General features: G+C 63.3%; 25 protein-coding genes. 12 read left to right on the top strand and 13 right to left on the bottom strand.

The window, feature by feature from the left end; all coding sequences use genetic code 11:
- Window positions 1-26: 26 nt before the first annotated feature.
- Window positions 27-998, top strand: a complete 972-nt coding sequence (locus tag AB0O87_RS03790; RefSeq protein WP_363511871.1) for a sugar ABC transporter permease — start codon at window positions 27-29, stop codon at window positions 996-998.
- 2 nt (window positions 999-1000) lie between these two features.
- Entirely contained in the window at window positions 1001-1927 is a 927-nt protein-coding gene (locus AB0O87_RS03785) for a carbohydrate ABC transporter permease (RefSeq protein WP_363511870.1), read from the top strand.
- Between the two features lie 122 nt (window positions 1928-2049).
- Here AB0O87_RS03785 and AB0O87_RS03780 read toward each other — a convergent pair whose 3' ends face one another.
- Window positions 2050-3228: an ROK family protein gene (locus tag AB0O87_RS03780; protein WP_363511868.1), complete on the bottom strand. Its 1179-nt coding sequence runs from the start codon at window positions 3226-3228 to the stop codon at window positions 2050-2052.
- A 162-nt stretch (window positions 3229-3390) separates the two neighbouring features.
- Complete coding sequence (locus AB0O87_RS03775) at window positions 3391-3690, bottom strand: chorismate mutase (protein ID WP_363511866.1); 300 nt, start codon at window positions 3688-3690, stop codon at window positions 3391-3393.
- A 62-nt stretch (window positions 3691-3752) separates the two neighbouring features.
- Here AB0O87_RS03775 and AB0O87_RS03770 point away from each other — a divergent pair, with 62 nt between their 5' ends.
- Complete coding sequence (locus tag AB0O87_RS03770; protein ID WP_363511864.1) at window positions 3753-4898, top strand: AI-2E family transporter; 1146 nt, start codon at window positions 3753-3755, stop codon at window positions 4896-4898.
- Between the two features lie 70 nt (window positions 4899-4968).
- Here the strand turns inward: AB0O87_RS03770 and AB0O87_RS03765 are convergent, their stop codons facing one another.
- The 10 genes from AB0O87_RS03765 to AB0O87_RS03720 all read right to left on the bottom strand — a co-directional run bounded on the left by AB0O87_RS03765 (window position 4969) and on the right by AB0O87_RS03720 (window position 14782).
- The gene (locus AB0O87_RS03765; RefSeq protein WP_363511863.1) at window positions 4969-5883 is read right to left on the bottom strand and encodes an ABC transporter substrate-binding protein; all 915 of its coding nucleotides are present in this window, start codon (window positions 5881-5883) and stop codon (window positions 4969-4971) included.
- 47 nt (window positions 5884-5930) lie between these two features.
- Entirely contained in the window at window positions 5931-6656 is a 726-nt protein-coding gene (locus tag AB0O87_RS03760) for an ABC transporter permease (RefSeq protein WP_363511861.1), read from the bottom strand.
- Complete coding sequence (locus AB0O87_RS03755) at window positions 6653-7333, bottom strand: ABC transporter permease subunit (RefSeq protein ID WP_363511859.1); 681 nt, start codon at window positions 7331-7333, stop codon at window positions 6653-6655. Before AB0O87_RS03755 ends, AB0O87_RS03760 begins: the two co-directional genes overlap by 4 nt.
- On the bottom strand, window positions 7330-8202 hold the full coding sequence (locus AB0O87_RS03750) for an ATP-binding cassette domain-containing protein (RefSeq protein WP_363511857.1): 873 nt from the start codon (window positions 8200-8202) through the stop codon (window positions 7330-7332). The genes AB0O87_RS03755 and AB0O87_RS03750 overlap by 4 nt, the downstream gene beginning before the upstream one ends.
- A gap of 42 nt (window positions 8203-8244) precedes the next feature.
- On the bottom strand, window positions 8245-8547 hold the full coding sequence (locus tag AB0O87_RS03745) for a DUF427 domain-containing protein (RefSeq protein WP_363511855.1): 303 nt from the start codon (window positions 8545-8547) through the stop codon (window positions 8245-8247).
- Between the two features lie 138 nt (window positions 8548-8685).
- Window positions 8686-10131, bottom strand: a complete 1446-nt coding sequence (locus AB0O87_RS03740; protein WP_363511853.1) for an NAD(P)/FAD-dependent oxidoreductase — start codon at window positions 10129-10131, stop codon at window positions 8686-8688.
- A gap of 205 nt (window positions 10132-10336) precedes the next feature.
- The gene (locus AB0O87_RS03735) at window positions 10337-10921 is read right to left on the bottom strand and encodes a biotin transporter BioY (protein ID WP_363511851.1); all 585 of its coding nucleotides are present in this window, start codon (window positions 10919-10921) and stop codon (window positions 10337-10339) included.
- A gap of 102 nt (window positions 10922-11023) precedes the next feature.
- Window positions 11024-12130, bottom strand: coding sequence for a beta-propeller fold lactonase family protein (locus AB0O87_RS03730; RefSeq protein WP_363511849.1), 1107 nt, complete (start codon window positions 12128-12130; stop codon window positions 11024-11026).
- 11 nt (window positions 12131-12141) lie between these two features.
- Window positions 12142-13428, bottom strand: a complete 1287-nt coding sequence (locus AB0O87_RS03725) for an adenylosuccinate synthase (RefSeq protein WP_363511847.1) — start codon at window positions 13426-13428, stop codon at window positions 12142-12144.
- 208 nt (window positions 13429-13636) lie between these two features.
- Window positions 13637-14782: a hypothetical protein gene (locus AB0O87_RS03720; protein WP_363511845.1), complete on the bottom strand. Its 1146-nt coding sequence runs from the start codon at window positions 14780-14782 to the stop codon at window positions 13637-13639.
- A gap of 135 nt (window positions 14783-14917) precedes the next feature.
- On the opposite strand from AB0O87_RS03720, the gene AB0O87_RS03715 reads away from it, so the two are divergent.
- Window positions 14918-15850, top strand: a complete 933-nt coding sequence (locus tag AB0O87_RS03715; protein WP_363511843.1) for a DMT family transporter — start codon at window positions 14918-14920, stop codon at window positions 15848-15850.
- Window positions 15851-15876: 26 nt separating this feature from the next.
- Here AB0O87_RS03715 and AB0O87_RS03710 read toward each other — a convergent pair whose 3' ends face one another.
- Window positions 15877-17247, bottom strand: coding sequence for an NAD(P)/FAD-dependent oxidoreductase (locus AB0O87_RS03710; protein ID WP_363511841.1), 1371 nt, complete (start codon window positions 17245-17247; stop codon window positions 15877-15879).
- Between the two features lie 365 nt (window positions 17248-17612).
- On the opposite strand from AB0O87_RS03710, the gene AB0O87_RS03705 reads away from it, so the two are divergent.
- The 8 genes from AB0O87_RS03705 (at window position 17613) to argG (ending at window position 25453) form a co-directional block, all read left to right on the top strand.
- Window positions 17613-18578: a MoxR family ATPase gene (locus AB0O87_RS03705; protein WP_363512911.1), complete on the top strand. Its 966-nt coding sequence runs from the start codon at window positions 17613-17615 to the stop codon at window positions 18576-18578.
- A 116-nt stretch (window positions 18579-18694) separates the two neighbouring features.
- On the top strand, window positions 18695-19582 hold the full coding sequence (locus AB0O87_RS03700) for a DUF58 domain-containing protein (RefSeq protein ID WP_363511839.1): 888 nt from the start codon (window positions 18695-18697) through the stop codon (window positions 19580-19582).
- Window positions 19569-20060, top strand: a complete 492-nt coding sequence (locus AB0O87_RS03695) for a hypothetical protein (RefSeq protein ID WP_363511837.1) — start codon at window positions 19569-19571, stop codon at window positions 20058-20060. The genes AB0O87_RS03700 and AB0O87_RS03695 overlap by 14 nt, the downstream gene beginning before the upstream one ends.
- Entirely contained in the window at window positions 20051-21037 is a 987-nt protein-coding gene (locus AB0O87_RS03690; protein WP_363511835.1) for a VWA domain-containing protein, read from the top strand. The genes AB0O87_RS03695 and AB0O87_RS03690 overlap by 10 nt, the downstream gene beginning before the upstream one ends.
- Window positions 21034-22050, top strand: coding sequence for a VWA domain-containing protein (locus AB0O87_RS03685; RefSeq protein WP_363511833.1), 1017 nt, complete (start codon window positions 21034-21036; stop codon window positions 22048-22050). Before AB0O87_RS03690 ends, AB0O87_RS03685 begins: the two co-directional genes overlap by 4 nt.
- Window positions 22047-22790, top strand: coding sequence for a hypothetical protein (locus AB0O87_RS03680; protein WP_363511831.1), 744 nt, complete (start codon window positions 22047-22049; stop codon window positions 22788-22790). The genes AB0O87_RS03685 and AB0O87_RS03680 overlap by 4 nt, the downstream gene beginning before the upstream one ends.
- Window positions 22790-23887, top strand: a complete 1098-nt coding sequence (locus AB0O87_RS03675; protein ID WP_363511829.1) for a DUF4064 domain-containing protein — start codon at window positions 22790-22792, stop codon at window positions 23885-23887. The genes AB0O87_RS03680 and AB0O87_RS03675 overlap by 1 nt, the downstream gene beginning before the upstream one ends.
- 132 nt (window positions 23888-24019) lie before the next feature.
- A complete protein-coding gene (gene argG / locus AB0O87_RS03670) occupies window positions 24020-25453 on the top strand; it encodes an argininosuccinate synthase (RefSeq protein WP_363511827.1) in 1434 nt (477 codons plus the stop codon).
- Window positions 25454-25472 lie beyond the last annotated feature (19 nt).

The raw sequence follows: 25472 nt of genomic DNA, 5'->3' as shown, positions 1-25472 counted from the left end.
CTAAACGGAGAGGTTCGGGTACCCGAATGAATCAGAAGACAGAGTCCTCGAACCTCGCGGGGGCGGCTACCAGCCGCCCCCGCCCCCGAAAGGGCCAGGGTGCCGCTCACGGCAGACCCGGTGGCAAGGATCTGGTCCAGGCACTGCCGTGGATCGCCCCCGCCCTGCTCCTCATCTTCGGTGTGGTGTTGTTCCCCGCCGGAGTGATGTTCTACAACGCCACCCGAGACATCTCCCTCTCCGGTCTCGACAAAGGATCGGTCGGTTTCGACAACTTCGTCACCGTCTTCACCTTCGCCGAGTTTTGGCCCATCTTCTTCCGCACGATCGTCTGGGTCGTCGCGACTGTGCTGTTCTCAGTCGTGATCTCGCTCGGTCTCGCACAGATTCTGAACAAGGCGTTTCCGGGAAGACAGCTCGTGCGCATGGCCGTCATCGTGCCGTGGGCTGCCTCTGTGGTGATGACCACCATGGTCTTCTATTACAGCCTGGAGCCGTACTTCGGCATCTTCAACAAGTTCCTCTACGACATCGGCCTCACCGACGATGCGGTGGGATTCGGGTGGACCAAGAACCCCACCACGGCCTTCATCTGGTCGATCGTGATCGCGATCTTCGTTTCGCTGCCGTTCACGACATACACGATCCTCGCCGGGCTTCAGTCCGTCCCTGCTGACGCGATCGAGGCAGCCAAGATGGACGGCGCTGGGCCAGCCCGCACCTACTGGTCGATCATTCTGCCGCAGCTGAGGAGCGCCCTCGCTGTCGCGGTACTCATCAACATCATCAACGTGTTCAACTCGCTTCCGATCTTGAAGGTGATGACCGGATCGATCCCCGGCTACGGCGCTGACACGATCATGACGATGATCTTCAAGTACATCGAACTGCAGAAGAAGGTCGATGTGGCGAGCGCCCTCTCGGTCGTCGCCTTCCTCATCGTCATCGTGATCGTCGCGGCCTACGTGAAGATCGTCAAGCCCATGAAGGAGGTCTGATCATGACCGTGACCGAGACTGCCCTCGTAACCACCGCAGACAACCACGGGCGTCGGGCGCCGAAGATGCCCGGCCGCAAACGCCGCTACACCGAAGATCAGGTCACACTTCCCCGCGTCATCCTGCGTATGGTCGCCGGGTTCCTGGTGCTGGCTATCTTCGTACTGCCGTACCTGGTGATGTTCTTCGGCTCCGTAAAAACCAAGCCGCAGATTCGTTCGGTCGATCCGACCTACCTGCCCATCGAGTGGAACTGGGACAACTACATCACGATGTGGTCGACCCCGGAGACGCCACTGCCGTACAACTTGATCTCCACGATCGTGATCGCGGTGAGTGCGACTTTGCTCGTGCTGCTGGTGTCACTGCCCGCCGCGTACTACACGGCACGGTTCAAGTTCCCCGGCCGCATGGTGTTCCTGTTCCTCGTGATCGTCACCCAGATGCTGCAGCCAGCCGTGTTGACTTCTGGCCTCTTCCGGCAGTTCACGACGCTCGGACTCGGCGACACCTGGGTCGCGATGATCTTCATCAACGCCGCGTTCAACCTGTCGTTCGCCGTGTGGATCATGCACTCCTTCTTTGCCGGCATCCCGAAAGAGATCGACGAAGCAGCGCAGATCGACGGCGCAGGGCGCTTCACGGTGCTGTTCAAGATCAACCTGCCGCTGGTGTGGCCGGGCATCGTGACCGCGATCGTGTTCACCTTTGTCTCGTGCTGGAACGAGTTTGCAGCATCGCTCGTGATCCTGTCGACAGACAAGAACCAGCCGCTCTCGGTCGCGCTGACGAAGTTTGTCGGTCAGTACGAGACCAGCTGGCAGTACGTGTTCGGCGTCTCGATTGTCGCCATCCTGCCCGTGGTCATCCTCTTCATGCTGATCGAGAAGCGCCTTGTCGGCGGCTTGACAGCAGGAAGCGTGAAGTAGACCTCCCCAAGACTCCGCTCGGCCCCCAGCCCCCACGCAATTGTCGGGCGGATGTACGGATGCAGGGCCCGCGCACGGCGCGGCGCCCTGCATTCGTCTTTTCTCCCGACAGGTGGACCGATTCAGTCGGGGGATGCGGATACGGAGGGGGATACGGCGCGCAGCTGCTGTGGATTCCAGCGCACGCCAAGAACGGATGTCAGCACTGCTTGGGCGGCTCCGGCGGCGAGCGACGCGCGCGGATCGGCGTACCGGATGGGCACCTGCGCGGTTCCCCGCGCGGGGTACTCACTCTCTTGGCGCACACGGTCAAGGAACCGCGCGCCCAGGTGCGCCGCCGGTCCGCCGATCACAACTTCGGTCGGGTCAAGGAGCGCACTGATGAGTTTGATCGCTCTGGCGAGCGCACGCGCGCCCTCATCCACGTCGCCCCCATTGGCGCTGGCCACGAGCGCACAGATCTCTGACACATCCAGAGCATCAGAAAACTGGTCGCCGAGCATGGCCTCCAGGGATGCGGCCGATTCGAGGCACCCGCGCTGTCCGCACCGGCACACGCGCGCTGAGTCGCCGAACACCACCTGCACGTGGCCGATCTCACCCGCCCGATCTCGGGGGCCAGGGGCGAGCTCGCCATCGAGGGTGACCGCGGCGCCCACACCGCCGCCGAGGTGAATAAAGAGCCGGTAGCCAGAGGGCGCTTCCTCTAGACCGGCTTCAGCGACAGCTTCTGCATCGACATCGTTGACCAACAGCACCGGTACGCTCAGCACGTGCTCGAACCGCTCGGCGAGGGGCACGCTTTCCCACCCCAGCTGCACGCTTTCTAAGACGACTCTGCCGTCTGTCGTCCCTGGCAGTTGCACCCCGGCGGCGAGGAGGCGATCCCCGAACTCGGTCACGACAGAGGTCACCACCTCATCCAGAATCTTGTCGCGCGTGGCTTCGGTGTAATCGACCCGCCTGCTCGCGACCGGCGTGCCATCGAGGGCAACCAGCACGAGGTTCGCGCGCAGCGGCTGAATCACCAGCACCAGAATGAGATGGTGACCCGCGTCGACGCTGAGCGTGGTTGCTCTCTTGCCCCCGGTACTCGCCGCCTGCTCGCCCTCGGCGACCAGGCGACTCTCGATGAGTTCGGCCACTAAAGAGGAAGCCGTGGCCGCTGTGAGACCCGTCGCTCTCGCGATGCCCGCACGAGTCTGGGCACCAGAATTCAGAAAGACAAGCTGCAATGCGCGGCGCAGATTCGCCCGCCGAACCGCTCCCTGAGTGTCGAGACCTTCATCGGTTGTCAGCATGAGTTCCCATTTCGGAAAGCGTCGCGTGCGAACTGTTGACAGCTCATCGCACGATCCGTAACCTTCTACTAAGTTTAATCACTGAACTTAGTTGGCCTTCTGGCCCCACCAAGCTCCGGACGGGCGAGTGCTGCACACACCGTCGCCCGTCCGGCACCTCTCTCAGCGTCCTTCTGCGGCTTCGGTGTGGTGGCGAATAACCTCCGCCACCACGAAGTTGAACCACTTCGCCGCAAACTCAGGGTCAAGATGCGCTTCTTCGGCGAGAGCGCGCAGGCGCGCCACCTGTTGCTCTTCCCGATTCGGATCGGAGGCGGGCATGGCGTGCTCGGCCTTCAGCTGCCCGACCTGTTGAGTCGCGCGAAAACGCTCCGCCAGCATAAAAATCAACGCGGCGTCGATGTTGTCGATGGTGGCGCGGAGCCGGAGCAGTTCGGCCTTCGGATCTTCTGCGGCAGTCATGCCCCTACTCTAGAGCCGCTCTGCCGCCGGGTTTTGAACAGAGACCCCGCTATCGTGAGCATATGAGTAACGAAGAATCACCGGCGTCTGCCGACGCCCCCTCCAGCCCCGACGCGCCGCGATCAGCCGTCGTCGAGCCTGCGGCAACGGGACGTCTGTTCTGGACTCGCGTCGACCGTCCGCTCGTCTTCGGTCTGCTTGTCACCCTGGGCGGCCTCGGCGCCATCGTGATCGGGCTCGCGCTCACCAGCCTGTCGACGGTGCTCATCTACATCGCGTTGGCGCTGTTCGGTGCGTTGGGCCTCAACCCGGCCGTGCGCTTGCTCGAACGCCGTGGCGTTTCCCGCGGCAAGTCGGTTGTGATCGTCATCCTGAGCCTGATCGTGATCGTGGCGCTTGTGCTGTGGATGATCATTCCGATCGTCGTGTCACAGATCGCGAGTTTTGTGCGGTCCGTCCCCGACATGATCAAAGACTTCTCGCAGAGCGACCTCTACGCGACGCTCAACAACCAATTCGGAACCCAGTTCCAAGATCTCGTCGCAGAGGTGCAGAAGTTCCTCACCGACTTCGGCAACCTGGCCTCCATTGGCGGCGGTGCGGTGCAGGTCGGCGCTTCGATCGCTACCGGCATTTCCGGCGCCATTGTGGTGTTGGTGCTGACGCTCTATTTCCTTGCCTCGCTGCCGGCCATGAAGCAGGGCATGCTGAGCCTCATTCCCGCCCGCGACCGCGCACGCACCGGCGACATCACCGACCAGATCACCGATGCGGTCGGTGGGTATGTGATGGGCATGGTGATTCTGGCCTTCTGTAACGCGACGCTCGTGTTCTTGCTCTACCTCATCCTCGGACTGCCGTTCCCTCCGCTGATGTCCGCCATCGCGTTCTGCGTCACGCTGATTCCGCTTGTCGGATCTGTGCTGTTCTGGATCATCGGCACCGGCATCGCCCTTTTCGCCAGCCCCATCAGCGCGCTGATCTTCGCGATCATCTACATGATCTACATGCAGATCGAGGCGTACGTCATCACGCCGAAGGTCATGAACCGCGCTGTATCGGTTCCTGGTTCACTCGTCGTGATCGGTGCCCTCGCCGGAGGTACGTTGCTGGGCTTGCTCGGCGCCCTCGTGGCCGTGCCGGTGACCGCGTCGATCCTCATCATCATCAAACAGGTCGTGGTGCCAAAACAGGACGCTCGCATCTAACGCCGCTCCGCATAGCAGAAGCGCCCGGACCCCTTGAAGCCAAGGAGTCCGGGCGCTTCTCTTTTACGACTTAGATGAGGCCGTTGTCGGTGAGCCACATGGTGGCGATCTCTTCTGCCGACTTCTGGTCAACCGTGCTCATCACGTTCAGAGCAACGAGCTCTTCTGCGGTGAGCTTGGCGCTGATCTCGTTGATGACATCAGCGACCTCGTCTGCGACATCGTCAGAGACGATCGGGACGACGTTCGAAGCCAAGATGATGTTCTCCGGGTCCTCGAGGGCGACGATCTCTTCGGTCTGGAACGCAGGGTCAGCCGAGTAGATGTCTGCGACCTGGATTTCACCGGCAAGCAGCGACTCCAGCGTGGTCGGACCGGTAGCCGAGAAACCGAGGTCGACGCCGTAGACCTCCTTGGCCGCTGCCGGGCCGTACGGGCGCTGTTCGAATTCTGGTGCTCCACCGATCGTGACCGGGGTGGTGACGCTGGCGAGGTCGGCAATCGAGGTGAGGTTGTTCTCCTCGGCAAAGCTCTTTAGCACCGTGTAGGTGTCTTGGTCCGAGGCCTCGGCGTAGTCCAGTGCCATCAGACCGTCTGGCAGCGTCTCTTCGAGGGCCGCGTAGACGTCTTCCGGGCTCGTGGCCGTCGCGCTGTCATCGAGGTACTCGAGCAGGTTGCCGGTGTACTCGGGGAAGATGTCGATGGCGCCGGACTCGACATCTGGCATGTACGCGTCGCGCTGTCCGATGTTGAACTGGCGGTCGACGTCGAGGTCAGCTGCTTCGAGCGCCTGGGCGTAGATCTCGGCGATGATCTCGTTCGAGTAGTAGGCCTGCGAACCGATGACGATGGTCTCGCCGCTGGCGTTCGAGTCGTCGCTCGGAGCGTCGAGCGGGTTGCTGCTCGCGCAGCTGGTGAGAACGAGTGCTGCGGCGAGCGCCGCACCACCGGCGAGAGCGAATCGGGACTTGCGTGCTGTGAACATGGGGGTTCCTCTTTTCTGGGACAACGGGGATGAAGGCTGTGTGATGGTCAGGTGGGAGTGGGCGCCGGTTGCGGCGCGGTGGAACGCGAACGTCGTCGCGTCGTTTGCGGGCGCACGCCAGCGGGGACCGCAGCATGCTGAGCAACAGCGAGGAGCAGGTCAACGATCAGCGCAAGAACGGCGACAAGAATCGCACCGCCCAAGACCTGATCGAATCGGCTCAGCGGAATGCCCTGGATGATCGGCCAGCCGAGACCGCCCAGATTGACGTACGCGGCGATGGTGACGGTCGCGATCACCTGCAGGAGTGCGGCACGAACCCCGCCGACGAGCAGCGGGAGCCCCAGGCGCACCTCGACCTTCCAGAAGACCTGCCACTCGGTCATACCCATTGCTCTGGCCGAGTCGAGTACGCGACGATCGATCGCTTCCAGTCCGGTGTACGCGCCGGCAAGGAGGGAGGGGATGGCGAGGAGGACGAACGTGATGATCGCCGCCTCCGGAATCCGCAGCACGCCGAGCAGCAACACCAACAGCACCATGAGCCCGAACGACGGGATTGCTCTGGCAGCGCCTGCGACAGCGACGGCCACCTCGCGGCCTTTGCCGGTGTGGCCGATGAGCCAGCCGATCGGCAGCGCGATAGCAGCGGCGATCAAGACAGAAATCAGCGTGTAGTACATGTGCTGACCGAACAGGATGGGCAGCGAGTACGCCCCCTCCCATCGATCGGGAGAGAACAGCCAGGCAAAGGCATCTGCGAAGACGTTCATGCGGCAGACCTCATGGTGGTGGTCTGTGTGGTTGCTGGCGTCTTCGCGGCGCGGGTCCACGGCATCAGCGCACGACCGAGCAACAACAGCAGCAGGTCAATCACCAGAGCGATGACGACGACCGCAATAACTCCGGCGAACACCTCAGCCAAGATGCGCCGCTGCAGACCATTGGTGAACAGATATCCGAGGTTGGTGACCCCCACCAGGATTCCTACGGTGGCGAGCGAAATTGTGCTGACCGCAGCCACTCTCAGTCCGGCAAGGACGACAGGTCCTGCGAGCGGAAAGTCGACCGTCCAAAACCTGCGGAATCCGCCGTAGCCCATCGCGGTGGCCGACTGCCTGATCGCGGGATCGACGGAGTCCAAGCCATCAGAAACGGCGCGCACCAAAATGGCAACCGCGTAGATCGTCAGCCCGATGATGAGGTTGATGGGGCTTCGCGCGGGGTAACCAGCCACCGACGGCAGCAGAATCAGCAGTGCCAACGACGGGATTGTGTATAACAGCCCCGTCAGCACAATCACTGGCCCCTTCACCAGCTGGTAGCGCCAGGCGAACCAGCCCAGCGGCAACGATAGAAAGAAGCCGAGCACGATCGCGACAGCGCTCTGCTGCAGGTGAATCGCAGTCAGCTCGAGGATGAGACTGAAGTTGTCGACGATCCAGTTCACGAAGTGCCCTTCGTCACGCTCTCCTCGCTCAGGAGCGCATCGGTGACGGAAGCAGGCACATCGACGACCGCACCCTGGGTGCGGCCCTCGGAGTCGACCACCACGGTGCCCCGCGGCGTCTGCTTGAGGTGCAGAGCTCTGCGACCTCGATCAGAGCCGATGAACGCCGCGACGAAGTCGTCTGCCGGGTTCTCGATAATCTCGCTCGGGCTCCCCACCTGCACGATGCGAGCACCCTTGTCGAGGATGACCACCTGATCTCCGAGCAGGAACGCCTCGTCAATGTCGTGCGTCACAAAGACGACCGTCTTGTCGAGTTCATGCTGCAGTCGCAACGTTTCTTGCTGAAGGTCGGCGCGAACGATCGGGTCGACCGCACCGAAAGGCTCATCCATCAGCAAGATGTTCGGGTCTGCTGCGAGCCCCCTCGCCACTCCGACGCGCTGCTGCTGCCCACCGGAGAGCTGACTCGGGTACCGCTCAGCGAGAGCGCGATCGAGCCCCACTGTGTCGAGCAGCTCGCGGGCGCGCTCGTGCGCTGCCGCTTTCTTGACCCCCGTCAAACGCAAAACTGTCGACACGTTGTCAATAACCGTGAAGTGCGGCATGAGACCAGAGTTCTGCATGACGTAACCGATGCGTCGCCGGAGGGCCACTGGGTCGCCGTCGTGCACGCTCTCGCCGTCGATCTCGACGGCGCCGGATGTCGGCTCAACCATGCGGTTGATCATGCGCAACAGGGTGGTCTTGCCGCAGCCGGATGAGCCGACAAAAACGGTGGTCTTATGTGAGGGCAACACGAGGCTGAAGTCTTCGACAGCAAGCGTGCCGTCGGGGAACCTCTTCGTGACGTTGCGGAACTCGATCATGGCTGGTCTCCAGTCGGGCGATCGATGTAAGGACGGAAGAGCCTACGGACCAACCTCGACGCGGCGATCGAAGGCGACGAAGCCGGAGAAGTCTTTTCCGACGCGATCGAAAGCAGACGGGAACGGGTTCGGGTACGCCCATGCGTAATCTTCGTGGAGCTCACCATCGACCTGTACTGAGTAGTACTGGGCGGCTCCCTTCCACGGGCACGTGTAGGCGGTCGGAGTCTCGACCAGCGCGCCTGGCGTGATCGATGCGGGCGGGAAGTACCAGTTCCCTTCGATGCGGGCGAGATCGCTCTCGTCTGCTTCGGCAATAACGGTTCCTGCGAGTACAGCCTTCATAGTTCTGTCTCCTCGGTTGTGGGTTCGAGCGTATAAGACGGGTGCGACATCGTGCAGACCCGTTGCGCGTGGGGCGCAGATGTGAGAAACAATCCGATTTGTTCGGCACGATCGCCCGAACGGATTGTGGAGGTGTGGCTAAGCGGAGTCGCGTCCGTAAGTTTCCAGGAGCCGCAGCCAAATCTCGCTGATGGTGGGATACGAGGGCACCGCGTGCCAGAGGCGCGCGATGGGAATCTCGCCGACAATCGCGATCGTGGCTGCGTGCACCAGCTCTGCAACCTCTGGCCCGACGAACGTCGCCCCGAGCACCACATCGCGGTCAGTGTCGATCACCAGGCGCGCTTGTCCGCTGAAGCCGTCTTCGTAAAGGCTTGCTCCTGCCACCCAGCCCAGGTTGTAATCGACAGCCTTCACCGACTTCCCTGCCTTGCGCGCCGCTTCTTCGGTCACCCCGACGGAGCCAGCCTCAGGAATCGAGAACGTCACCTGCGGCACAGCAGCGTGGTCGGCCGTCGCGACGTGGCGCCCCCATGGCGCGTCATCGACGTTCTCTCCCTTGGCGCGCGCGACGATCACATCGCCAGCTGCGCGGGCCTGATACTTGCCCTGGTGGGTGAGCAGCACTCGTCCGTTGACGTCGCCAACCGCGTAGAGCCACTCCGATCCGGGGATGCGGAGCGTGTCGTCCGTGTCGATCCAGCCGCCGGACTTGAGGCCAACCGTGTCGAGTCCGATGTTGTTACTGCGGGCCGATCGGCCGGTCGCTGCCAGCACCTCGGTGGCCACGATCTCTTCGCTGCCGTTGCCGCCGTCAAGGGTGAGGGTGACGCCGCTCTCTGCGCGGCGCACACTTGTCGTCTCGGTGTTGATGCGCACATCGACGCCCAACTCTTTCAGCCCCTTGGCGACATGCTCGCCTGCAAAAGGTTCCATTCCGCCGAGCAGGCCGCCTCGTGCGATCAGCGTCACCTTCGATCCGAGTGCGGCGTATGCAGTCGCCATTTCGACGCCGACGACTCCTCCGCCGATGACGGCGAGGCTCTCTGGCACCGAGTCTGCGCTTGTCGCTTCTTGGCTGGTCCACGGAGCCGCTTCGCGCAACCCGTCGATGGGGGGAATGACGGCGTCGGATCCTGTGCTGATGGCTACCGCGTGGCGCGCGCGCAAAACGCGCTCTGCGCCGTCGGCATCGCTCACCGTTACTTCGCGTTCGCCGGTGATGCGTCCGTGGCCGCGGGCCAGATCGATACCGGCCGACTTCAGCCAGCGCACCTGACCGGCATCCGACCAGTTGCTGGTGAATGAATCGCGCCGTTCGAAGACAGCGCGCACATCGAGCGTTCCCGTGACGGCCTCGGCCGCGCCAGGAACATGCTTCGCCGCGCGAAGCGCCTGTGCCGAACGCAGCAACGCCTTCGACGGCATGCATGCCCAGTAGGAGCACTCGCCGCCGACGAGTTCACTCTCGACAATGATCGCGGTGAGTCCGCCTTGCACGACGCGATCAGCGACGTTCTCGCCTACCGCTCCTCCGCCCAAGACAATCAGGTCGTATTCGTCGGTCTTCTCCGCAGCAGTCATGCGTCGCACCTTTCCGTCGCCTGGTTCGATCGCCAGTCTTACTGAGGGCAAACGTCACAACGTGTCGTTCTTGTTCCCACGCCGCACTTCCCGTTCCCTCAACGCACCCCAGATCACCGTCCACTTGTCGGATAAATCCCCGGATGCACGGCGAAAACCAGGGTTTTCTCCCTGCATCCGGACAATCGACCGACAAGTGCACCGGTTATGGGGCGACGGCCGTGGGCTGGGGAGTGGGCGGGGTGGGAAATGCGCGGGGGTAGGCCCGGCGGAGCGCGGTAGCCACCAGCGTTGCCGCCACCACTTTGATCAGATCGCCGGGGAGGAAGGCCAGGCTCGAAAGCGCGGTGAGCCCCAAAGGCACCCCCGTTACGAGCGCTTGGATGGGGATACCGGCGGCGTAGACGACCAGCACCCCGCCACTCAATGCGGCGATGGCCGCGCGCCACCACACGAAACGACCAGTGCGCATAATGAGCGCGATCACCGAAGTCCCGATCACCCATCCGATCAGATAGCCCACCGTTGGTCCGACGAAAACGCCGAGCCCTCCGCGACCGCCCGAGAGCACGGGAAGACCGACGGCTGCGAGAACGAGCACGAGGGCCACCGCGCACGGTGCGGCACGAGGCCCCAGCACGAGACCAGCGAGCATCACACCGAGAGTCTGCGCGGTGATCGGCACTCCGGTCGGCAGCGGAATCGCCACGGTTCCGAGCACGATGATGAGCGCAGCGAAGACGGCCACACGACCGATGAGCGCGCTTTTGTCTGGAAATTCAGAAACCATTTCGCATCCTTCTTGAACGGTGTTCACCTGAACACTGTTCAAGAAGGATACCGTTCACCAGAACACAACCGCGGCCCACCAGGGGGCAACTGCGCTTCGCGGCTAGCGCACCGGAAGAAAGTGCGAGGGCGTCGGAACCTGCGCCTCGTGGCGAACGCCCAGGGGTGCGCCGGTGCGCTCGTCAAGGTCGAGCAGCGTGATCGTGTCGGAGCGCTGGCCAGCGACGAGCATCTTGCCCTCGTAGATCAGGTGGTGGCGGGGCCAGTCCACACCGGAATCGGCGAGCGCCACCCCTTCCAGCGCCTCGCCTCCCCCACGCACCCGCAACGCCGCGATCGTGTTGCTGCCGCGCAATGCGGTGTAAAGGAACTGTCCGTCGCGCGAACGTGCGAGCTCGGCAGGAAAATCAGTGCCGACCTGTGCGATCGGACTCGCGAGGGTCGATGACACCACGCGCCACGTGCCGTCGGCGGATGAAGCGAGCGTGAACACCTCGCAGGAGTATTCGGTGACCACGTGCAGGTGGCCACTCGGATGCATAACCATGTGCCGTGGGCCGGTGCCGAGCGGGAGGACGACTTCTTGGTCGAGCACGAGCCCGTTGCCGCCCTGACGCCAGAAGCGCACGAGGTCAAACCCCAGGTCGGTCGACGCGATGCGTCCGTCGGGGAGAAAGACAGCCGCGTGGGCGTGTGAGCTCCGCTCACCTCCGGCGGCATATGGATCGACCGCCGCAATGCCGTCTCCTGGCGGAGTAGCAGCGGGGGCATCCGGATCTGGCTCACCGAAAAGCGCGGCACGGAGCGCCGCCGCGGCATCCGGCTTCGCCGGCAGAATGCGGCCTTCTGCATCGAGAGCGAAACGCACCACCCGACCGTCGCCATAGCAACTGGCTATCAGCGCGGAGCCGTTGGAGGCAACGGCGATATGACACACGTCTTGACCGACGGCGACCGGGGCACCCAAGGGCGCAAGCGCCGTCTCCCCCGAGCGGGCGAAGGCCTGCACGGCGGCATTACCTTCAAGCGCCGCGTACACGACATCGGCAGTGGGGTGCTGCGCGAGCCACGACGGCGATGGCACCCCAACGACCGCACCGCGGTACGCGAGCGTCGAGGCCTCGCGGCCCTCATCGCCGGCGAGCAGGCCGATGCCTTCAGCCGAACCTTCACGCGCGGCACTGTAGCCACCGAGCCAGAACCGCGTCATAGCGCTCCCGGTCAGTCGAGCAGGTCGTGGCGGACGATGACCTGGTCGCGCTCCGGGCCGACACCGATCACCGAGATACGTGTGTTGCTCATCTTTTCGAGCGCCAACACGTAGTCCTGAGCGTTCTGCGGCAGGTCTTCGAAGGTGCGTGCAACCGAGATATCTTCGGTCCAGCCGGGGAAGTACTCCAGGATCGGTTTCGCGTGGTGGAAGTCGGTTTGGTTGACGGGAACCTCGTCGAAGCGCTCTCCGTCAACGTCGTAGGCCACGCACACCGGCACGCGCTCAAGACCGGTGAGGATGTCGAGCTTGGTGAGCACCAGGTCAGTGATGCCGTTGATGCGCGTCGCGTAGCGCGTGATGGGGGCGTCGTACCAGCCCACCCGGCGCGGACGACCGGTGGTGGTGCCGAACTCGAAGCCCTGCTTGCGCAACCAGTCACCCTGCTCGTCGAAGAGCTCTGTCGGGAACGGCCCAGAGCCGACACGAGTTGTGTAGGCCTTGACGATGCCGACGATGCGGTCGAGGGCGCCGGGGCCCACACCCGCTCCGGTCGCAGCGCCGCCGGCGGTGGCCGACGACGAAGTCACGAACGGGTAGGTTCCGTGGTCGATGTCGAGCATGGTGGCCTGGCCACCCTCGAAGACAACGACCTCGTCGCGACCCAGGGCTTCGGCAATCAGGAAGCCGGTGTCAGCGACCATCGGGCGCAGGCGCTCGGCATACGAGAGCAGGTCTTCGACGATCTCGTCGGCGGTGATCGCGCGACGGTTGAAGATCTTCACCAGCAGGTGGTTCTTCTGGTCGAGAGCACCCTCGACCTTCTGGCGCAAGATGTTCTCGTCAAACAGGTCTTGCACCCGGATGCCGACGCGGTTGATCTTGTCGGCGTAAGCGGGTCCGATGCCGCGACCGGTCGTACCGATCATGCGCTTGCCGAGGAAGCGTTCGGTGACCTTGTCGAGCGTGCGGTGGTACTGCGTGATGATGTGCGCGTTGGCGCTGACCTTGAGACGCGAGACGTCGATGCCGCGAGCGGCGAGCGCTTCCAACTCGAAGAACAGCACCTCGAGGTCGACGACCACACCGTTGCCGATCACCGGGGTGACACCGGGAGAAAGGATGCCGGAGGGCAGCAAGTGCAGTGCGTACTTCTCGTTGCCGACGACGACGGTGTGCCCGGCGTTGTTGCCGCCGTTGAACTTCACCACCCAGTCGGTGCGCTCACCGAGAAGATCGGTGGCCTTGCCTTTTCCTTCGTCGCCCCACTGCACGCCGACGATAACGATTCCTGGCATGGGTATCCCCCTGGCTTTCGCCGGGTTTGCACCGGCCGATGAGCTGGCCCTCTTCGGGCGCTCCCATCCTACCGAAGGCTTCCCCCACCCCCTCTCTACGTGCTCCCCCCCAAGTTGCTCCCGTCGCACTTTCTGTCGCCAAATGCGCTCGAAAGCGACAGAAAGTGCGACGGGAGCAATCAGGTTGGGGCGGGGAGTCTCTCGTCAGCTATCTGAACAGCGATCCGAAGGACCGCCTTCGATGCCGGTGGGCTCCGGGGAGCGATTCAGGCACAACGCGCGCGGGGGTCGTCGCGATAGCTGGGTCCTCGGGATCCCGCTGCTTCGGGAGAAACTTCTCCGGGAGCCACGTTCTTCGAGCGACCATCGGCGCGATCTCGTCCGCTGACACTGGCGTCGCCGACCACCGGTGCACGATCCCCTCTGGGTACACCTGAATTCGCTCGTCCGCTAAGTAGGGGCGCACGAGCTCGTCATAGCCGGAAGAGAACCACGTTAGCCACTGCGGAACCCGCGGAAGCCCGGGCCACAAACCCACAAGACTCCGAGCGACCGAGGACCTGTATTCCCGTTCATTCAGCTCCACATGAGCGAAAAAGCTCCCAGTTTTGCGCGCAAAGGCTACGAAAAAATCTTCCAGCTCACGCATCTCCACTGGCGTCGAATCACCCAACGCAAATGTCAGCTTGACCGAAGGCCAGACAGGGTCTAACCATTCTGAAACACGACCCCGAATGAGTGGCGCTTTCCCCTTGATGATGAGATAACTATGGGCGCAGTGCTCCCGGTAGTAACGGTCGAACCCGTCATCGCCATCGCGTGGGAGTTTTCCAGAAAAGGGATCATGCGTTCCAAATCTCAACGGAACCGATTGCGGCAGCAACTCTCGTGCCATGCTCAGATACTTTGCAGCGAGAGTTTCATCCCCCGAGATGTAAAACCACCTGGCGTGAAGGAAACGGCGAGCCTTCGGTTTCTCGGGCGCATCGCCAGATGAAACCTCAACCGTCTGAAGATCGATTACCACTCCCCCGACGTGGACGGCGAGCATCTTCGCGAACTCCATCGCCGCAGGCACATCCTGACCCCGACTCCCCTCGACAGTGATCTGGTACAGCACCGTTGCACCAGACAGATCTAGCGCTTGCACCTCAGGGAGGTCCTCAGGCTCAACGCCGTACGCACCAGCGAAAGTGAAGACGTAATCTTGCGACCCCGCATGCCCCAGCTCCAAAACAGCCGGAGAACCTGCCCCCACATCTCGGCACGGAACAAACCCTTGAGCCAGCGCGAACTCGACCATTGCAGTCGTCGTCAATTCAACGCGTCCGTACACCTCAATGTCGTACGACATTCCAGCTCCCCTCCACTCACCAACATGAGCACTACCTTGTCGAACCTACTGGGCAGAAGCGGGGCGGCAGGAAAACGCTGGAGGATGGCGATTCGGGCGGTCGAGGGTGTCGGAGGTCGGTGCCAGGATCGAGGGATGCCAGAAGCCACGCCCGGCGAAACGGGAAATCGCACCACCATCACCACGCCGCAGCGACAGGGAGTGTTGGTACTCGCCGCGGCCGTCGTCACAGTGGTGCTGTGGGCTTCCGCTTTTATCGGGATCAGAGGCGCTGGTCCGCACTACGACCCTGGCGCGCTTGCACTGCTGCGAATGGCAGTCGGGACGGTCGTGCTGTCGATCATCGCCGTGCGGCACGGGATCCGACTTCCGGAACGGCGGCACTGGTTGCTCGTCGCCGCGTGGGGCGTCGGCTGGTTCTGCGTCTACAACTTGGCACTCAACAGCGCAGAGCTCACCCTAGACGCTGGCACAGCGGCGATGGTCGTGAATCTCGCTCCACTGATGGTCGTGGTCTTCAGCGGGCTGTTTCTGCGCGAGGGGTTCCCGCGCCCGCTCGTGATCGGAGCGCCCATCGCCTTCCTCGGAGTCGTTCTGATCGGGATGAACTCCTCGACCAGCACCGGCTCCGACCTCACCGGCCTCCTCCTCGCCCTTCTCGCCGCCGTAATGTACGCCGGTTGCACACTCGTGCAGAAGCGCCTTCTTAACGCAGGAGTCGATGCGACCACCCTCACCTGGCTCGGTGCCATTGTCGGCACAATCGCCCTGCTCCCCTGGATCGGCGGGGTCATCGACGCCCTTCAGACCGCTCCGATAGATGCGACTGTGTGGGTCGTCTACCTCGGCATCTTCCCCACTGCGATCGCCTTCACCACCTGGGCATATGTGCTGCAGCGCAGCACGGCAGGGCAGACCTCAGCCACCACCTACGTCGTCCCCGCAATCGCGATCTTGATGTCGTGGGCAATCCTCGGCGAAGTCCCCACTCCGCTGATGTTCCTCGGCGGCGCACTCTGCCTGCTCGGCGTGCTCATCACCCGGATGAGATGGCGCCAGCGCAGCTGACAACAATGCCCCCGTCCGAAGAGGGGTCAGACGGCGGTGAGAGCTTCGCGATTGTCGCCGAGGTAGCGCTCGAGCGAGTCGTCGAGTTCGTTGAGCCACGATGTGTGGTGGGCGACAGCGGTAGTCCCCGTCATCACGGACTCGTAGCTCCGGTCGCGGTACCCCATGATGTCGTTCTTCTTGTCGGTCTTCCAGGCGAGGAAGATCTCGACAACCCGATCGATATCGAACTCCGGGTAGTCCGTGAGCTGCAGCAGATCGCGAATGTAGTCCGCCTGGAAACGGATCTCTGTCGCCGCCGAATCGATCTGCGAAAAACGCGTGCGCCACTCGGTGATGGAGGCTGCGCGCCCTTCCTCATCGGGGAGCGCAATTCGCCCCAAAATGAGGTCGCGCACGTACCAAGCCTGCGCATCGAACATGTTGAACGTGAACCACTGGTCCTGCGCTCCGAGGTAGGTGAGACGCGGATTGCCCTGCCACACGACTCCGCGATAGAGCCCATCCGGGTAGACGTTGTTCGGCGAAGACAGCGCGAGGCTCTGGGGAAGGAAGGGGTATCTGTGCAGGTATCCGGTGCACATGATGACGGCGTCGACGTGCTTCGATGCACCATCGGCGAAGTGCGCGACGCTGCCCTCGAAGCGCTCAACCACCGGACGCTCTTCGATGCCATCTGGCCAGTCGTACCCCATGGGGGCGGTGCGGAAGCTGGCGGTGACCGAGCGTGCACCCATCTTGTATGCCTGGCTGCCGATGTCTTCCGCCGAGTAGCTCGAACCGATCACGAGGACGTCTTTGTCGGCAAACGCCTCGGCACCGCGGAAGTCGTGTGCGTGGCTGATGTAGCCAGGGAACGTTTCGATTCCAGCGAAGTCCGGCATGTTCGGGAAAGAGAAATGTCCGCTGGCGATGATCACCCTGTCGAACTCTTCGACAGCCGTCTCCCCGGTGGGCAGGTTTTCGCTGGTGAGTGTGAAGACCTCGCGCTCCTCGTCGAACTCAATCCACCGCACCACCGTCTGGAAGCGGATGAGGTCGCGGACGTTCGTCTTCTTCAGACGACCAGCGATGTAGTCCCACAGAACCGGACGTGGCGGGTACGAGGAGATGGGGCGACCGAAATGCTCGTCGAAGCTGTAGTCCGCGAACTCCAGAGCTTCTTTCGGACCGTTCGACCAGAGGTTGCGATACATGCTGGAGTGCACTGGTTCGCCGAACTCATCGAGTCCGGTGCGCCAAGTGAAGTTCCATTGCCCACCCCAGTCGGCCTGCTTTTCGAAGCACACCAGCTCGGGGATATCGGCACCTGCGCGGGCCGCGGACTCAAAGGCCCGCAGTTGTGCCATCCCCGAAGGTCCGGCGCCAATGATCGCTACTCGTTCTCTGCTCGTCACGTATATTCCTCATACTCTTCAGTCATGTATCGGGCGCAGCCGTATCCGAGCGGGAACAGTTCTGTCTTGGCGGGAGCGAAAAGCTCGACCTGCCCAGAAAGCGGCTGTTCTTCGACGTTAGCAGGGTCGGTCGTCGACGCACCGGGCAGGTGACCGAAGAGCAAACTGCGTGATTCGACCAAAAGCGCCGTCATTTCCGCTCAGGTCGGGCGACTACCCTAGCCCCGGGGGGAGAATCGCCGCGCTCCCCAGGAGGAGAGAGCATGCACGATCCGAACGCCGCATCCCCGCACCAGGTCGCGCCGCCGCCACCGCCCTCACCCGCGCCTGCGCCTGCCAGCACCAGCGCCCCCACGGACGGGGAGATGTCTAGAGCTGCGGAGGTGCTCCGCGTCATCTCGACCTCGTACTCCGCCAAGATGGTCGGCCAAGACCGGCTTCGCACGAGCCTGCTCATCGCGCTCATCGCCGGCGGGCACATCCTGCTCGAAAGCGTGCCAGGACTCGCTAAGACCACGGCAGCCAGCACACTCGCCGACACCGTGAAGGCGCAGTTCAAGCGCATCCAGTGCACGCCAGACCTGCTCCCCAGCGATATCACCGGCAACCAGATCTACGACGCGGCGACCGGATCCTTCCGCACAGTGCTCGGCCCTGTGCACGCAAACTTCGTACTGCTCGACGAAATCAACCGCTCCAGCGCGAAAACGCAGAGCGCCATGCTTGAGGCGATGCAGGAGCACCAGACCACCATCGGCGGCGAAGTGCACCACCTGCCGAAGCCGTTCCTCGTGATCGCGACACAAAACCCGATCGAGCAGGAGGGCACCTACGAGCTGCCAGAGGCACAGATGGACCGCTTCCTGCTCAAAGAGATCGTCGAATACCCGAGCCCCGCCGAAGAACTCGAAGTTCTCAGCCGCATCGACTCCGGTGTGCTCGATCCCGATCGGCACGTGTCCAGCGCCGTCAGCCTCGACGATGTGCACCTGCTGCAAGACGTCGCCAGCCGTATCTATGTTGACCCGGCGATCCGCAACTACATCGTCTCGATCGCCTACGTCACCCGAAACCCGGCGCCGTACATCGGCGAGGAGCGGGCGCGCTTCATCAAGTACGGTGCCAGTCCACGCGCGAGCATCGCGTTCTTGCAGGCGTCGCGGGCGCTCGCACTGCTGAAGGGGCGCTCGCACGTGCTTCCGGAAGACATCCGAGAACTGCGCCACCTGATCCTTCGGCACCGCGTGCTTCTGACCTTCGAGGCTGACGCCGAAGGGGTCCGTAGTGAAGAGATCATCGACCAGATATTCGCGTCGGTTCCCACGCCCTGACCCTTCGACGGGCTCAGGGACCTTCGACGGGCTCAGGGGGCTACGGGGCTACGGGCCCTTCGACAAGCTCAGGGACCTACGGGGCTCAGGGACCTAACGGGGAATAGAGAGAGGTTATGGCCAGCCTGATCACGCAGGTGAAGAGCAAGCTCTTCATTCATTCGAAGCGCAAGTCATTGCATGCGCTCGATGGCGCCTACGCGTCGCTGCTGCACGGGCGAAGCCTCGACTTCGAAGACCTGCGGGGCTACGAATACGGCGACCAGGTGCGCGATATCGACTGGCGGGCGACCGCACGACTGGGCACACCACTGGTCAAGCGCTCGCGTGCGACCCGCATGCACACCGTGATGTTCGTCGTCGACACCGGCCGCTCGATGTCGGCGCTGGCTGCCGATGAGAGATCGAAGAAAGAGCTCGCGATCCTCGCGACCGGTGTTCTGGGAACGCTCACTCTGCGCCACGGCGATGACTTCACCGCGGTCTACGGCGATGCGTCGAAGGTGCGCCGCCTGGCACCTGGACGCAGTGAGGGCGCACTCGAACACGCTTTGCGCACCATCGACAGGGCGATCGACGAGAGCGCTGCCCCCAGCGACCGCGATGCGCTGCTGTCGTTCGTTGCGCGCACCATCCCTCGGCGCATGATCGTGGTCGTGGTCACAGACGAAGCCCCCGTGACCACAGAAACGGAGCGACTGCTGCGGCGCCTGCGGGTGCAACACGACGTGCTCTGGCTCACTCTTCGTGATGCGGACCCCGTGCTGGATCACGCCACCGGCCGCACCCGCAGCGATGTGGATAGCCGGTGGCAGGTTCCCGACTTTGTGCAGGGCGACCGCAGCATCGTGCAGGAACTCACAGCGCAACGCGATGCAGACGCTGCGCACCTCGCCGACCTCCTCACTCGGATGGAGATCAGCCACTCGTCACTGAGCGGTCAAGATGACGCGGTCTCCCAACTGCTCAAGCTGCTGAACCGGAGGTCCCATGTCCGGTTCTGATGAGCTGTACCCGCCGGCGCAGTACGGCTGGGGATGGATGCTGCTTGCCGTCGGCATCCTCGCCCTCCTGGTGCTCGCGGCCTGGCTGCTGATCGTCTTGACGCGTCCGCGCCACTCTCTCCCCGGATCGAGCACGGATGCAACGCCATCGCCATTGACCGTCGACGTGCTCTCGCAGTTGCGCACCGAATACTTCGCGCGCATTCAGCAGATCGAGACCGACTACCTAGAGCGTCGGCTGTCGCCACGACAGGCCAACCTTGAGCTCAGCCGCGTCGTTCGCACCTTCGTCAACGAATACAGCGGCCTGGAGGCACCCGTCCTCTCGCTCGACGATTTGGTGGCACGCGGCGTGCACCCCGCTCTCATCGACGCGATGGGTCGTCACTACTATCCGAGCATCTTCCGTCAGGGGCCCTCGATCGATCCCGTTGCCGGTGCAGAAGCGGCCAGAGCGGTGGTGCGCACATGGCACTAGCGAATATTTGGATGCTGGTGGCCGCTGGCGTCATCGTTCTCCTCGCACTCACGGTCGGCCTCATCGTAGGTTTCCGTCGTGGCGGGCGCGCTCGCGGTGGCGAAACTGCTCGCATCGCTCGCGCCGAACGATTGCGCACGCTGCCCAGTTTCCGTAGCGCGCTTGCTCGACGCGCGGTCGCGCTCTCTGGCATTCTCGCGCTGGGGGCAGCCGCCACCATTGTGGCTGGCGTCGTGGCCGCACGACCGATGTCGGCGCAGACAATCCAACCCGAAAACTCCAGCAGAGACATCATGCTGTGCCTCGACGTCTCCGGTTCGATGACGGACGTCGACGTTGAAGTGCTGACCGTCTTTAACGAGCTTCTTGAGGGATTCGAGGGAGAGCGCATCGGCTTGACGATCTTCAACAGCTCCCCCGTGCAAATCTTCCCGTTGACCGATGACTACGACTTCATCCGCGAGCACCTGGAACGGTTGACGCGCAGTTTCGACTACGTCGACCAGATTCCGGAGCACTGGCTCGGCACCCTCAACGGTGACGGAGCTTCCCTGATCGGCGACGGCCTGGCTGCCTGCACGATGGGGTTCGATCGCCTCGACGACGAGCGCTCTCGCTCCGTCATCTTCGCCACAGACAACGAGGTAAACGGAGCCTCGATCGTGACGCTGGAAGAAGCAGCGGCCTACGCAGCCTCGAAAGATGTGCGCGTGTTCGCCGTGAATCCAGTGCAGGGCAAAGATGCCGAGGTCAGTGCCGAACTCAGCGCCGCAGCGGAGGCGACCGGTGGTGCAGCCTTCGGTCTGCGCGACACCACAACAGTCTCCGACATCGTCACCCAGGTGCAAGAGCAAGATGCGACAGCACTGCGGGGGGCGGCGCAGGTCGTGTGGACAGACACCCCGAACTTCTGGATCGTCGTGCTCTCGATCGGCCTCCTCGGCTTCGTCGTGGTGTTGTGGAGGGTGCGACTGTGATCTTCCAACCTGTCCTCAACCCCGTGCTGATCGCGCTGCTCTGCGCCCCCATCGTCGCCCTTGTCATCTGGGTGCTTGTGCGTCCATCGCAGACCGCGGGCTATAGAGCGCTGTGGGCGATGCGGCTGATCTTGGTTCTGGCGTGCTTCGCCATGCTGCTGCGACCTGGCATTCCCGGCGGCACGACACAGTCACTCGCGACCGATACCGACATCGTTCTCGTCGTCGACACCACCGCCAGCATCGTGGCAGAAGACTGGGGCGACGACGAACCGCGACTCGATGGTGTGCGCAGCGACGTACAGGCTCTCGTTGCGGAGTACCCAGGAGCCCGTTTCGCTCTGATCACCTCTGATGCGGCTGCCGAGTTGCGAATGCCGCTCACCACCGACACCACCGCACTGCTCGGTTCGATGGAAGTGCTGCGGCCCGAGGTCACCCGGCAGTCCCAGGGAAGTTCAATCGGCGTCGCCGCTGCGCTTCTCTCAGAAACGCTCGCCTCTGCCGCCGAATCATCTCCCGATCGTTCGCGGATGGTGTTCTATTTCGGCGACGGCGAGCAGACCGTCCAGGCAGAGCCAGAATCATTCAGCTCCAGCGCGAAGTACACCGACTCCGGCGCGGTCTTCGGATACGGCACTGCCGAAGGCGGGCCGATGCGCGTCACCTCCGGCGTGCTCGCCGACACCGGCAACGAGTACATCCAATACCAAGGCGCCGATGCGCTATCGGTCATCGACGAGACGAACCTCGAGACCATCGCCACCGAGCTCGGAGTGACCTATGAACGACGCACGGCCGAGTCAGCGCCTGCGTTCCCTGAGGCCCCCACCGTCACAACCAACTATGCCGAATCTGGCGAAGTCGGCAACGTGACGGAGCTGTATTGGGTTGCCGCGCTCGTCATCATGGGAATCCTCGGCATCGAACTCGCGCGCGCTGCCACGCTGGTCGCGCAGTTGCGACGCCTGCGCGCACCGCGCAATCCCTCCCGCAAAGGAGGTGTCGCGTGATCGCCACAAATGATGTTGCCGCCGCGCTACTGCGATCCAACCGGCGACGCCGCCGCGTTCGTCGATGGGTGACCATCGCACTGATGCCGTGCGCGCTCGTCGCGTTGCTGTTCGTGGGCAAGTTGTTGAGCATGTATGCGTTCGCCCATCAGTCCATCACGGCCTACGTGGTCGACGACTTCGCCGGATCGGAAGCATCGGCGCGCGGTCAAGACGTTTTCAACTGGTTCGAGCCCTACAAGGCTCCGTTCAACATCGGCACGGCGCTCGGCGCTGCCGAGCAGCTTCCGGAGGCCAGAGCGGAACTCGAAGAGGCACTCGACCTGGCGACAGGGCTGGAAGTGTGTGGCGTGCGAATCAACCTGGCACTTGTCATCGAGCGCATGGGAGATGCTGCGGGAACCGAAGGCGACGGCGCGACCGCGGCTGAGCTCTACGACGAGGCATTGACGATTACGGCGGAGACCCCGGCGGAGTGTCAAAGCGAAGAGGCACAGCAGCAATCCTCCGACCCGCAGCGTGACATGGCCGAGACTCTGGAAAGCGCAGGGGATCGACTGAAGCAAAAGCAGCAGGAGGAAGCGGAACAGCCACAACCGCAGCCCGGCGACGAAGACGAAGATCAGCCGTCAGACAGCAAACTGCAAGACCTTCAAGAAAAGCTGGAGCAGGGCACGCAGGAACGTGACCAGCAGCAGGGCGATGAGCCAGGTGGCACGGGAACGGAGAAGCCGTGGTGATGGATAACGAGAGGCAGCGAGCGCGCTACGTCTCGAACACCGAAGGCGCGCCGCCCGTTCCGCCCGCTGGTGGGTACCGCGGCGCGCGACGCGAGGCCTTCACCCCGCCACCGCCCGCCGCCACCGGTCTACCCGCATCAGCTGACTCCTCAGCGAAAAGCTCCAACACGCTCGGCTGGATAGCGCTGAGCGTCGCCATTCTGTTCGCCCTTATCTTGCTCGGCACTCTGGTCGCTGGCGGTACCGATCTGCTCTACGGCGTCACGATGCTCGCGGTACAACTTGTGGTGGTGGGCACAGTCGTTGCCGCCCTGTTCTCCGCGCGAGGGCGCAAGCTGGGAGCCATCGCCCTCATCATCACCGTACTGTTCAATGTCGCCACCGTCGGCGGTCTCAGCGCGCTGCAGACCTCGGCATCCGGCAACTACGACGGCGTGAAGACCGCCGAGCAGAAGCATGCGGAGGCCTACCCCGGCATCAAGGGGACGGATCCACAGCAGACGCTCGCGCAGCAGTCGCTGGAGGAGGTGCGTGAGCAGTCGAACAGCCTTTTTGCCGATATCCGCGAGCGGCTCACACAGGAGTTCGGTTACACGTGGACGCAGGTAGAAGACGAAGACCTGCGCCCAGAACGCAACGGCTACGGGGGCGAGTCGATGCTCGTCACCTACTCCTCTGCCCGTTGGGCCACTAACGAGCCGATCCAGGATTACGATCGCAAACTCGAAGTGATGGCGGCGGTCAACGAGGTCGTTGTCGAGCACGGACTCTGGGACCTTTACGCCTTCAACGACCCCTCGGAATCAGGCCTCGATCCAACGGTCGTTGCGAAGCTTTACGGCAGCGATGACCCCCGCACGCAGACCACGTGGGAGTACTACACCGAGAACTACCCGGAGCCGCTGCGGTTCTATGCGAACATCTACGACCTTTCCAACGACCAAGACGGCGGTTTTCTTGCGGAACGGGAAGCGCAGAACGCCCGTACGGGAGAGCCTCTCGAAGGGTTGCAGCTTTCCGTCCTCGGCCGAGAAGTTCTCAGCGAGGCCGATCGCGCAGAGTTCGAAACCAAGCTGCAGGAGTATCCGGGCTACTGATCTCCAAAACGGAGACCATGTTGGCGTGCGGGGTGTGTTCGCGCGCGGCGCGCCGCCCGCAACACACACGCTCTCTGTTTTGGTGAGGGGGGTTTGAAAAGCGACACGCCGACCGCCGATAGACTGGTGGACATGTCCAAGGTCCTCCAGTCTCTTCCCGTCGGCGAGCGCGTCGGCATCGCCTTCTCCGGAGGACTCGACACCTCCGTCGCCGTCGCCTGGATGCGCGAAAAGGGTGCAGTGCCCTTCACGTATACCGGCGACCTCGGTCAGTACGACGAAGACGACATTGAGTCGATTCCCGGCCGTGCGCTGGAGTATGGCGCCGAGGCTTCCCGTCTGATCGATTGCAAGTCTGCGCTTGTCGAAGAGGGTCTCGTTGCTCTCTCGTGTGGCGCCTTCCACATTCGCTCCGGTGGCAAGACGTACTTCAACACGACGCCTCTTGGTCGCGCCGTCACCGGCACCATGCTGGTGCGTGCAATGAAGGAAGACGGCGTCGACATTTGGGGCGACGGCTCCACCTACAAGGGCAACGACATCGAGCGGTTCTACCGCTATGGCTTGCTCGCCAACCCGCGTCTGCGCATCTACAAGCCGTGGCTTGACGCCGACTTCGTCACCGAGCTCGGCGGTCGCAAAGAGATGAGCGACTGGCTCATCGCCCGCGACTTCCCGTACCGCGACTCTGCAGAGAAGGCCTACTCGACCGACGCCAACATCTGGGGCGCGACCCATGAGGCAAAGACGCTCGAGCACTTGAACGTCTCTCTCGAAACCGTCGACCCGATCATGGGCGTGAAGTTCTGGGATCCGTCGGTCGCGATCGAGACCGAAGACGTCACCGTCACCTTCGAAGCTGGCCGCCCCGTCGCCATCAACGGCGTCGAGTACTCCGATCCCGTCGCGCTCGTGCAGGAGGCGAACACCATCGGTGGTCGTCACGGTCTCGGCATGAGCGACCAGATCGAAAACCGCATCATCGAGGCGAAGTCGCGCGGCATCTACGAGGCTCCGGCCATGTCGCTGCTGTTCATTGCCTACGAGCGCCTGGTCAACGGCATCCTGAACGAAGACACCCTCGCCACGTATCACGAGCAGGGCCGCCGCCTCGGCCGCCTGATGTACGAGGGACGCTGGCTTGACCCGCAGTCCCTGATGCTGCGCGAGTCGATCCAGCGTTGGGTCGGCCTGACGATCTCCGGAACCGTCACGATCCGCCTGCGCCGTGGTGACGACTGGAGCATCCTCGACACCGTTTCCTCCAACCTCTCTTACGGTCCGGAGAAGCTGTCGATGGAGCGCGTGGGCGACGCGGCGTTCGGCCCAGTCGACCGCATCGGCCAGCTGACCATGCGCAACCTCGACATCGCCGACTCGCGCGCACGTCTCGAGCAGTACGCCGGGCTCGGCCTCGTCGGTGGCGCGACCGGCGAGCTCGTCGGACGCGTGACCGCTGGTGAGGCTGGCGAGATCACCGGCGCAGTAGAAGACATCGATGAGACGCTGGCCAACGCCGTCGACTCCGCCTCCGAGGGCGCGGCATTCGACTCCGGCACCGACTGAACGTAGTTATCTTGCACAC

This window comes from Microbacterium sp. NPDC076768, assembly GCF_040687205.1.
In the GTDB taxonomy this organism is placed as follows: Bacteria; Actinomycetota; Actinomycetes; order Actinomycetales; family Microbacteriaceae; genus Microbacterium.
This window is presented reverse-complemented; position numbering and strand designations above follow the sequence as displayed.

Coding starts and splice junctions, on each gene's coding strand:
- AB0O87_RS03790 (WP_363511871.1), top strand. CDS start 27: ATGAATCAGAAGACAGAGTCCTCGAACCTCGCGGGGGCGGCTACCAGC.
- AB0O87_RS03785 (WP_363511870.1), top strand. CDS start 1,001: ATGACCGTGACCGAGACTGCCCTCGTAACCACCGCAGACAACCACGGG.
- AB0O87_RS03780 (WP_363511868.1), bottom strand. CDS start 3,228: ATGCTGACAACCGATGAAGGTCTCGACACTCAGGGAGCGGTTCGGCGG.
- AB0O87_RS03775 (WP_363511866.1), bottom strand. CDS start 3,690: ATGACTGCCGCAGAAGATCCGAAGGCCGAACTGCTCCGGCTCCGCGCC.
- AB0O87_RS03770 (WP_363511864.1), top strand. CDS start 3,753: ATGAGTAACGAAGAATCACCGGCGTCTGCCGACGCCCCCTCCAGCCCC.
- AB0O87_RS03765 (WP_363511863.1), bottom strand. CDS start 5,883: ATGTTCACAGCACGCAAGTCCCGATTCGCTCTCGCCGGTGGTGCGGCG.
- AB0O87_RS03760 (WP_363511861.1), bottom strand. CDS start 6,656: ATGAACGTCTTCGCAGATGCCTTTGCCTGGCTGTTCTCTCCCGATCGA.
- AB0O87_RS03750 (WP_363511857.1), bottom strand. CDS start 8,202: ATGATCGAGTTCCGCAACGTCACGAAGAGGTTCCCCGACGGCACGCTT.
- AB0O87_RS03745 (WP_363511855.1), bottom strand. CDS start 8,547: ATGAAGGCTGTACTCGCAGGAACCGTTATTGCCGAAGCAGACGAGAGC.
- AB0O87_RS03740 (WP_363511853.1), bottom strand. CDS start 10,131: ATGACTGCTGCGGAGAAGACCGACGAATACGACCTGATTGTCTTGGGC.
- AB0O87_RS03735 (WP_363511851.1), bottom strand. CDS start 10,921: ATGGTTTCTGAATTTCCAGACAAAAGCGCGCTCATCGGTCGTGTGGCC.
- AB0O87_RS03730 (WP_363511849.1), bottom strand. CDS start 12,130: ATGACGCGGTTCTGGCTCGGTGGCTACAGTGCCGCGCGTGAAGGTTCG.
- AB0O87_RS03725 (WP_363511847.1), bottom strand. CDS start 13,428: ATGCCAGGAATCGTTATCGTCGGCGTGCAGTGGGGCGACGAAGGAAAA.
- AB0O87_RS03720 (WP_363511845.1), bottom strand. CDS start 14,782: ATGTCGTACGACATTGAGGTGTACGGACGCGTTGAATTGACGACGACT.
- AB0O87_RS03715 (WP_363511843.1), top strand. CDS start 14,918: ATGCCAGAAGCCACGCCCGGCGAAACGGGAAATCGCACCACCATCACC.
- AB0O87_RS03705 (WP_363512911.1), top strand. CDS start 17,613: ATGTCTAGAGCTGCGGAGGTGCTCCGCGTCATCTCGACCTCGTACTCC.
- AB0O87_RS03700 (WP_363511839.1), top strand. CDS start 18,695: ATGGCCAGCCTGATCACGCAGGTGAAGAGCAAGCTCTTCATTCATTCG.
- AB0O87_RS03695 (WP_363511837.1), top strand. CDS start 19,569: ATGTCCGGTTCTGATGAGCTGTACCCGCCGGCGCAGTACGGCTGGGGA.
- AB0O87_RS03690 (WP_363511835.1), top strand. CDS start 20,051: ATGGCACTAGCGAATATTTGGATGCTGGTGGCCGCTGGCGTCATCGTT.
- AB0O87_RS03675 (WP_363511829.1), top strand. CDS start 22,790: ATGGATAACGAGAGGCAGCGAGCGCGCTACGTCTCGAACACCGAAGGC.
- argG (WP_363511827.1), top strand. CDS start 24,020: ATGTCCAAGGTCCTCCAGTCTCTTCCCGTCGGCGAGCGCGTCGGCATC.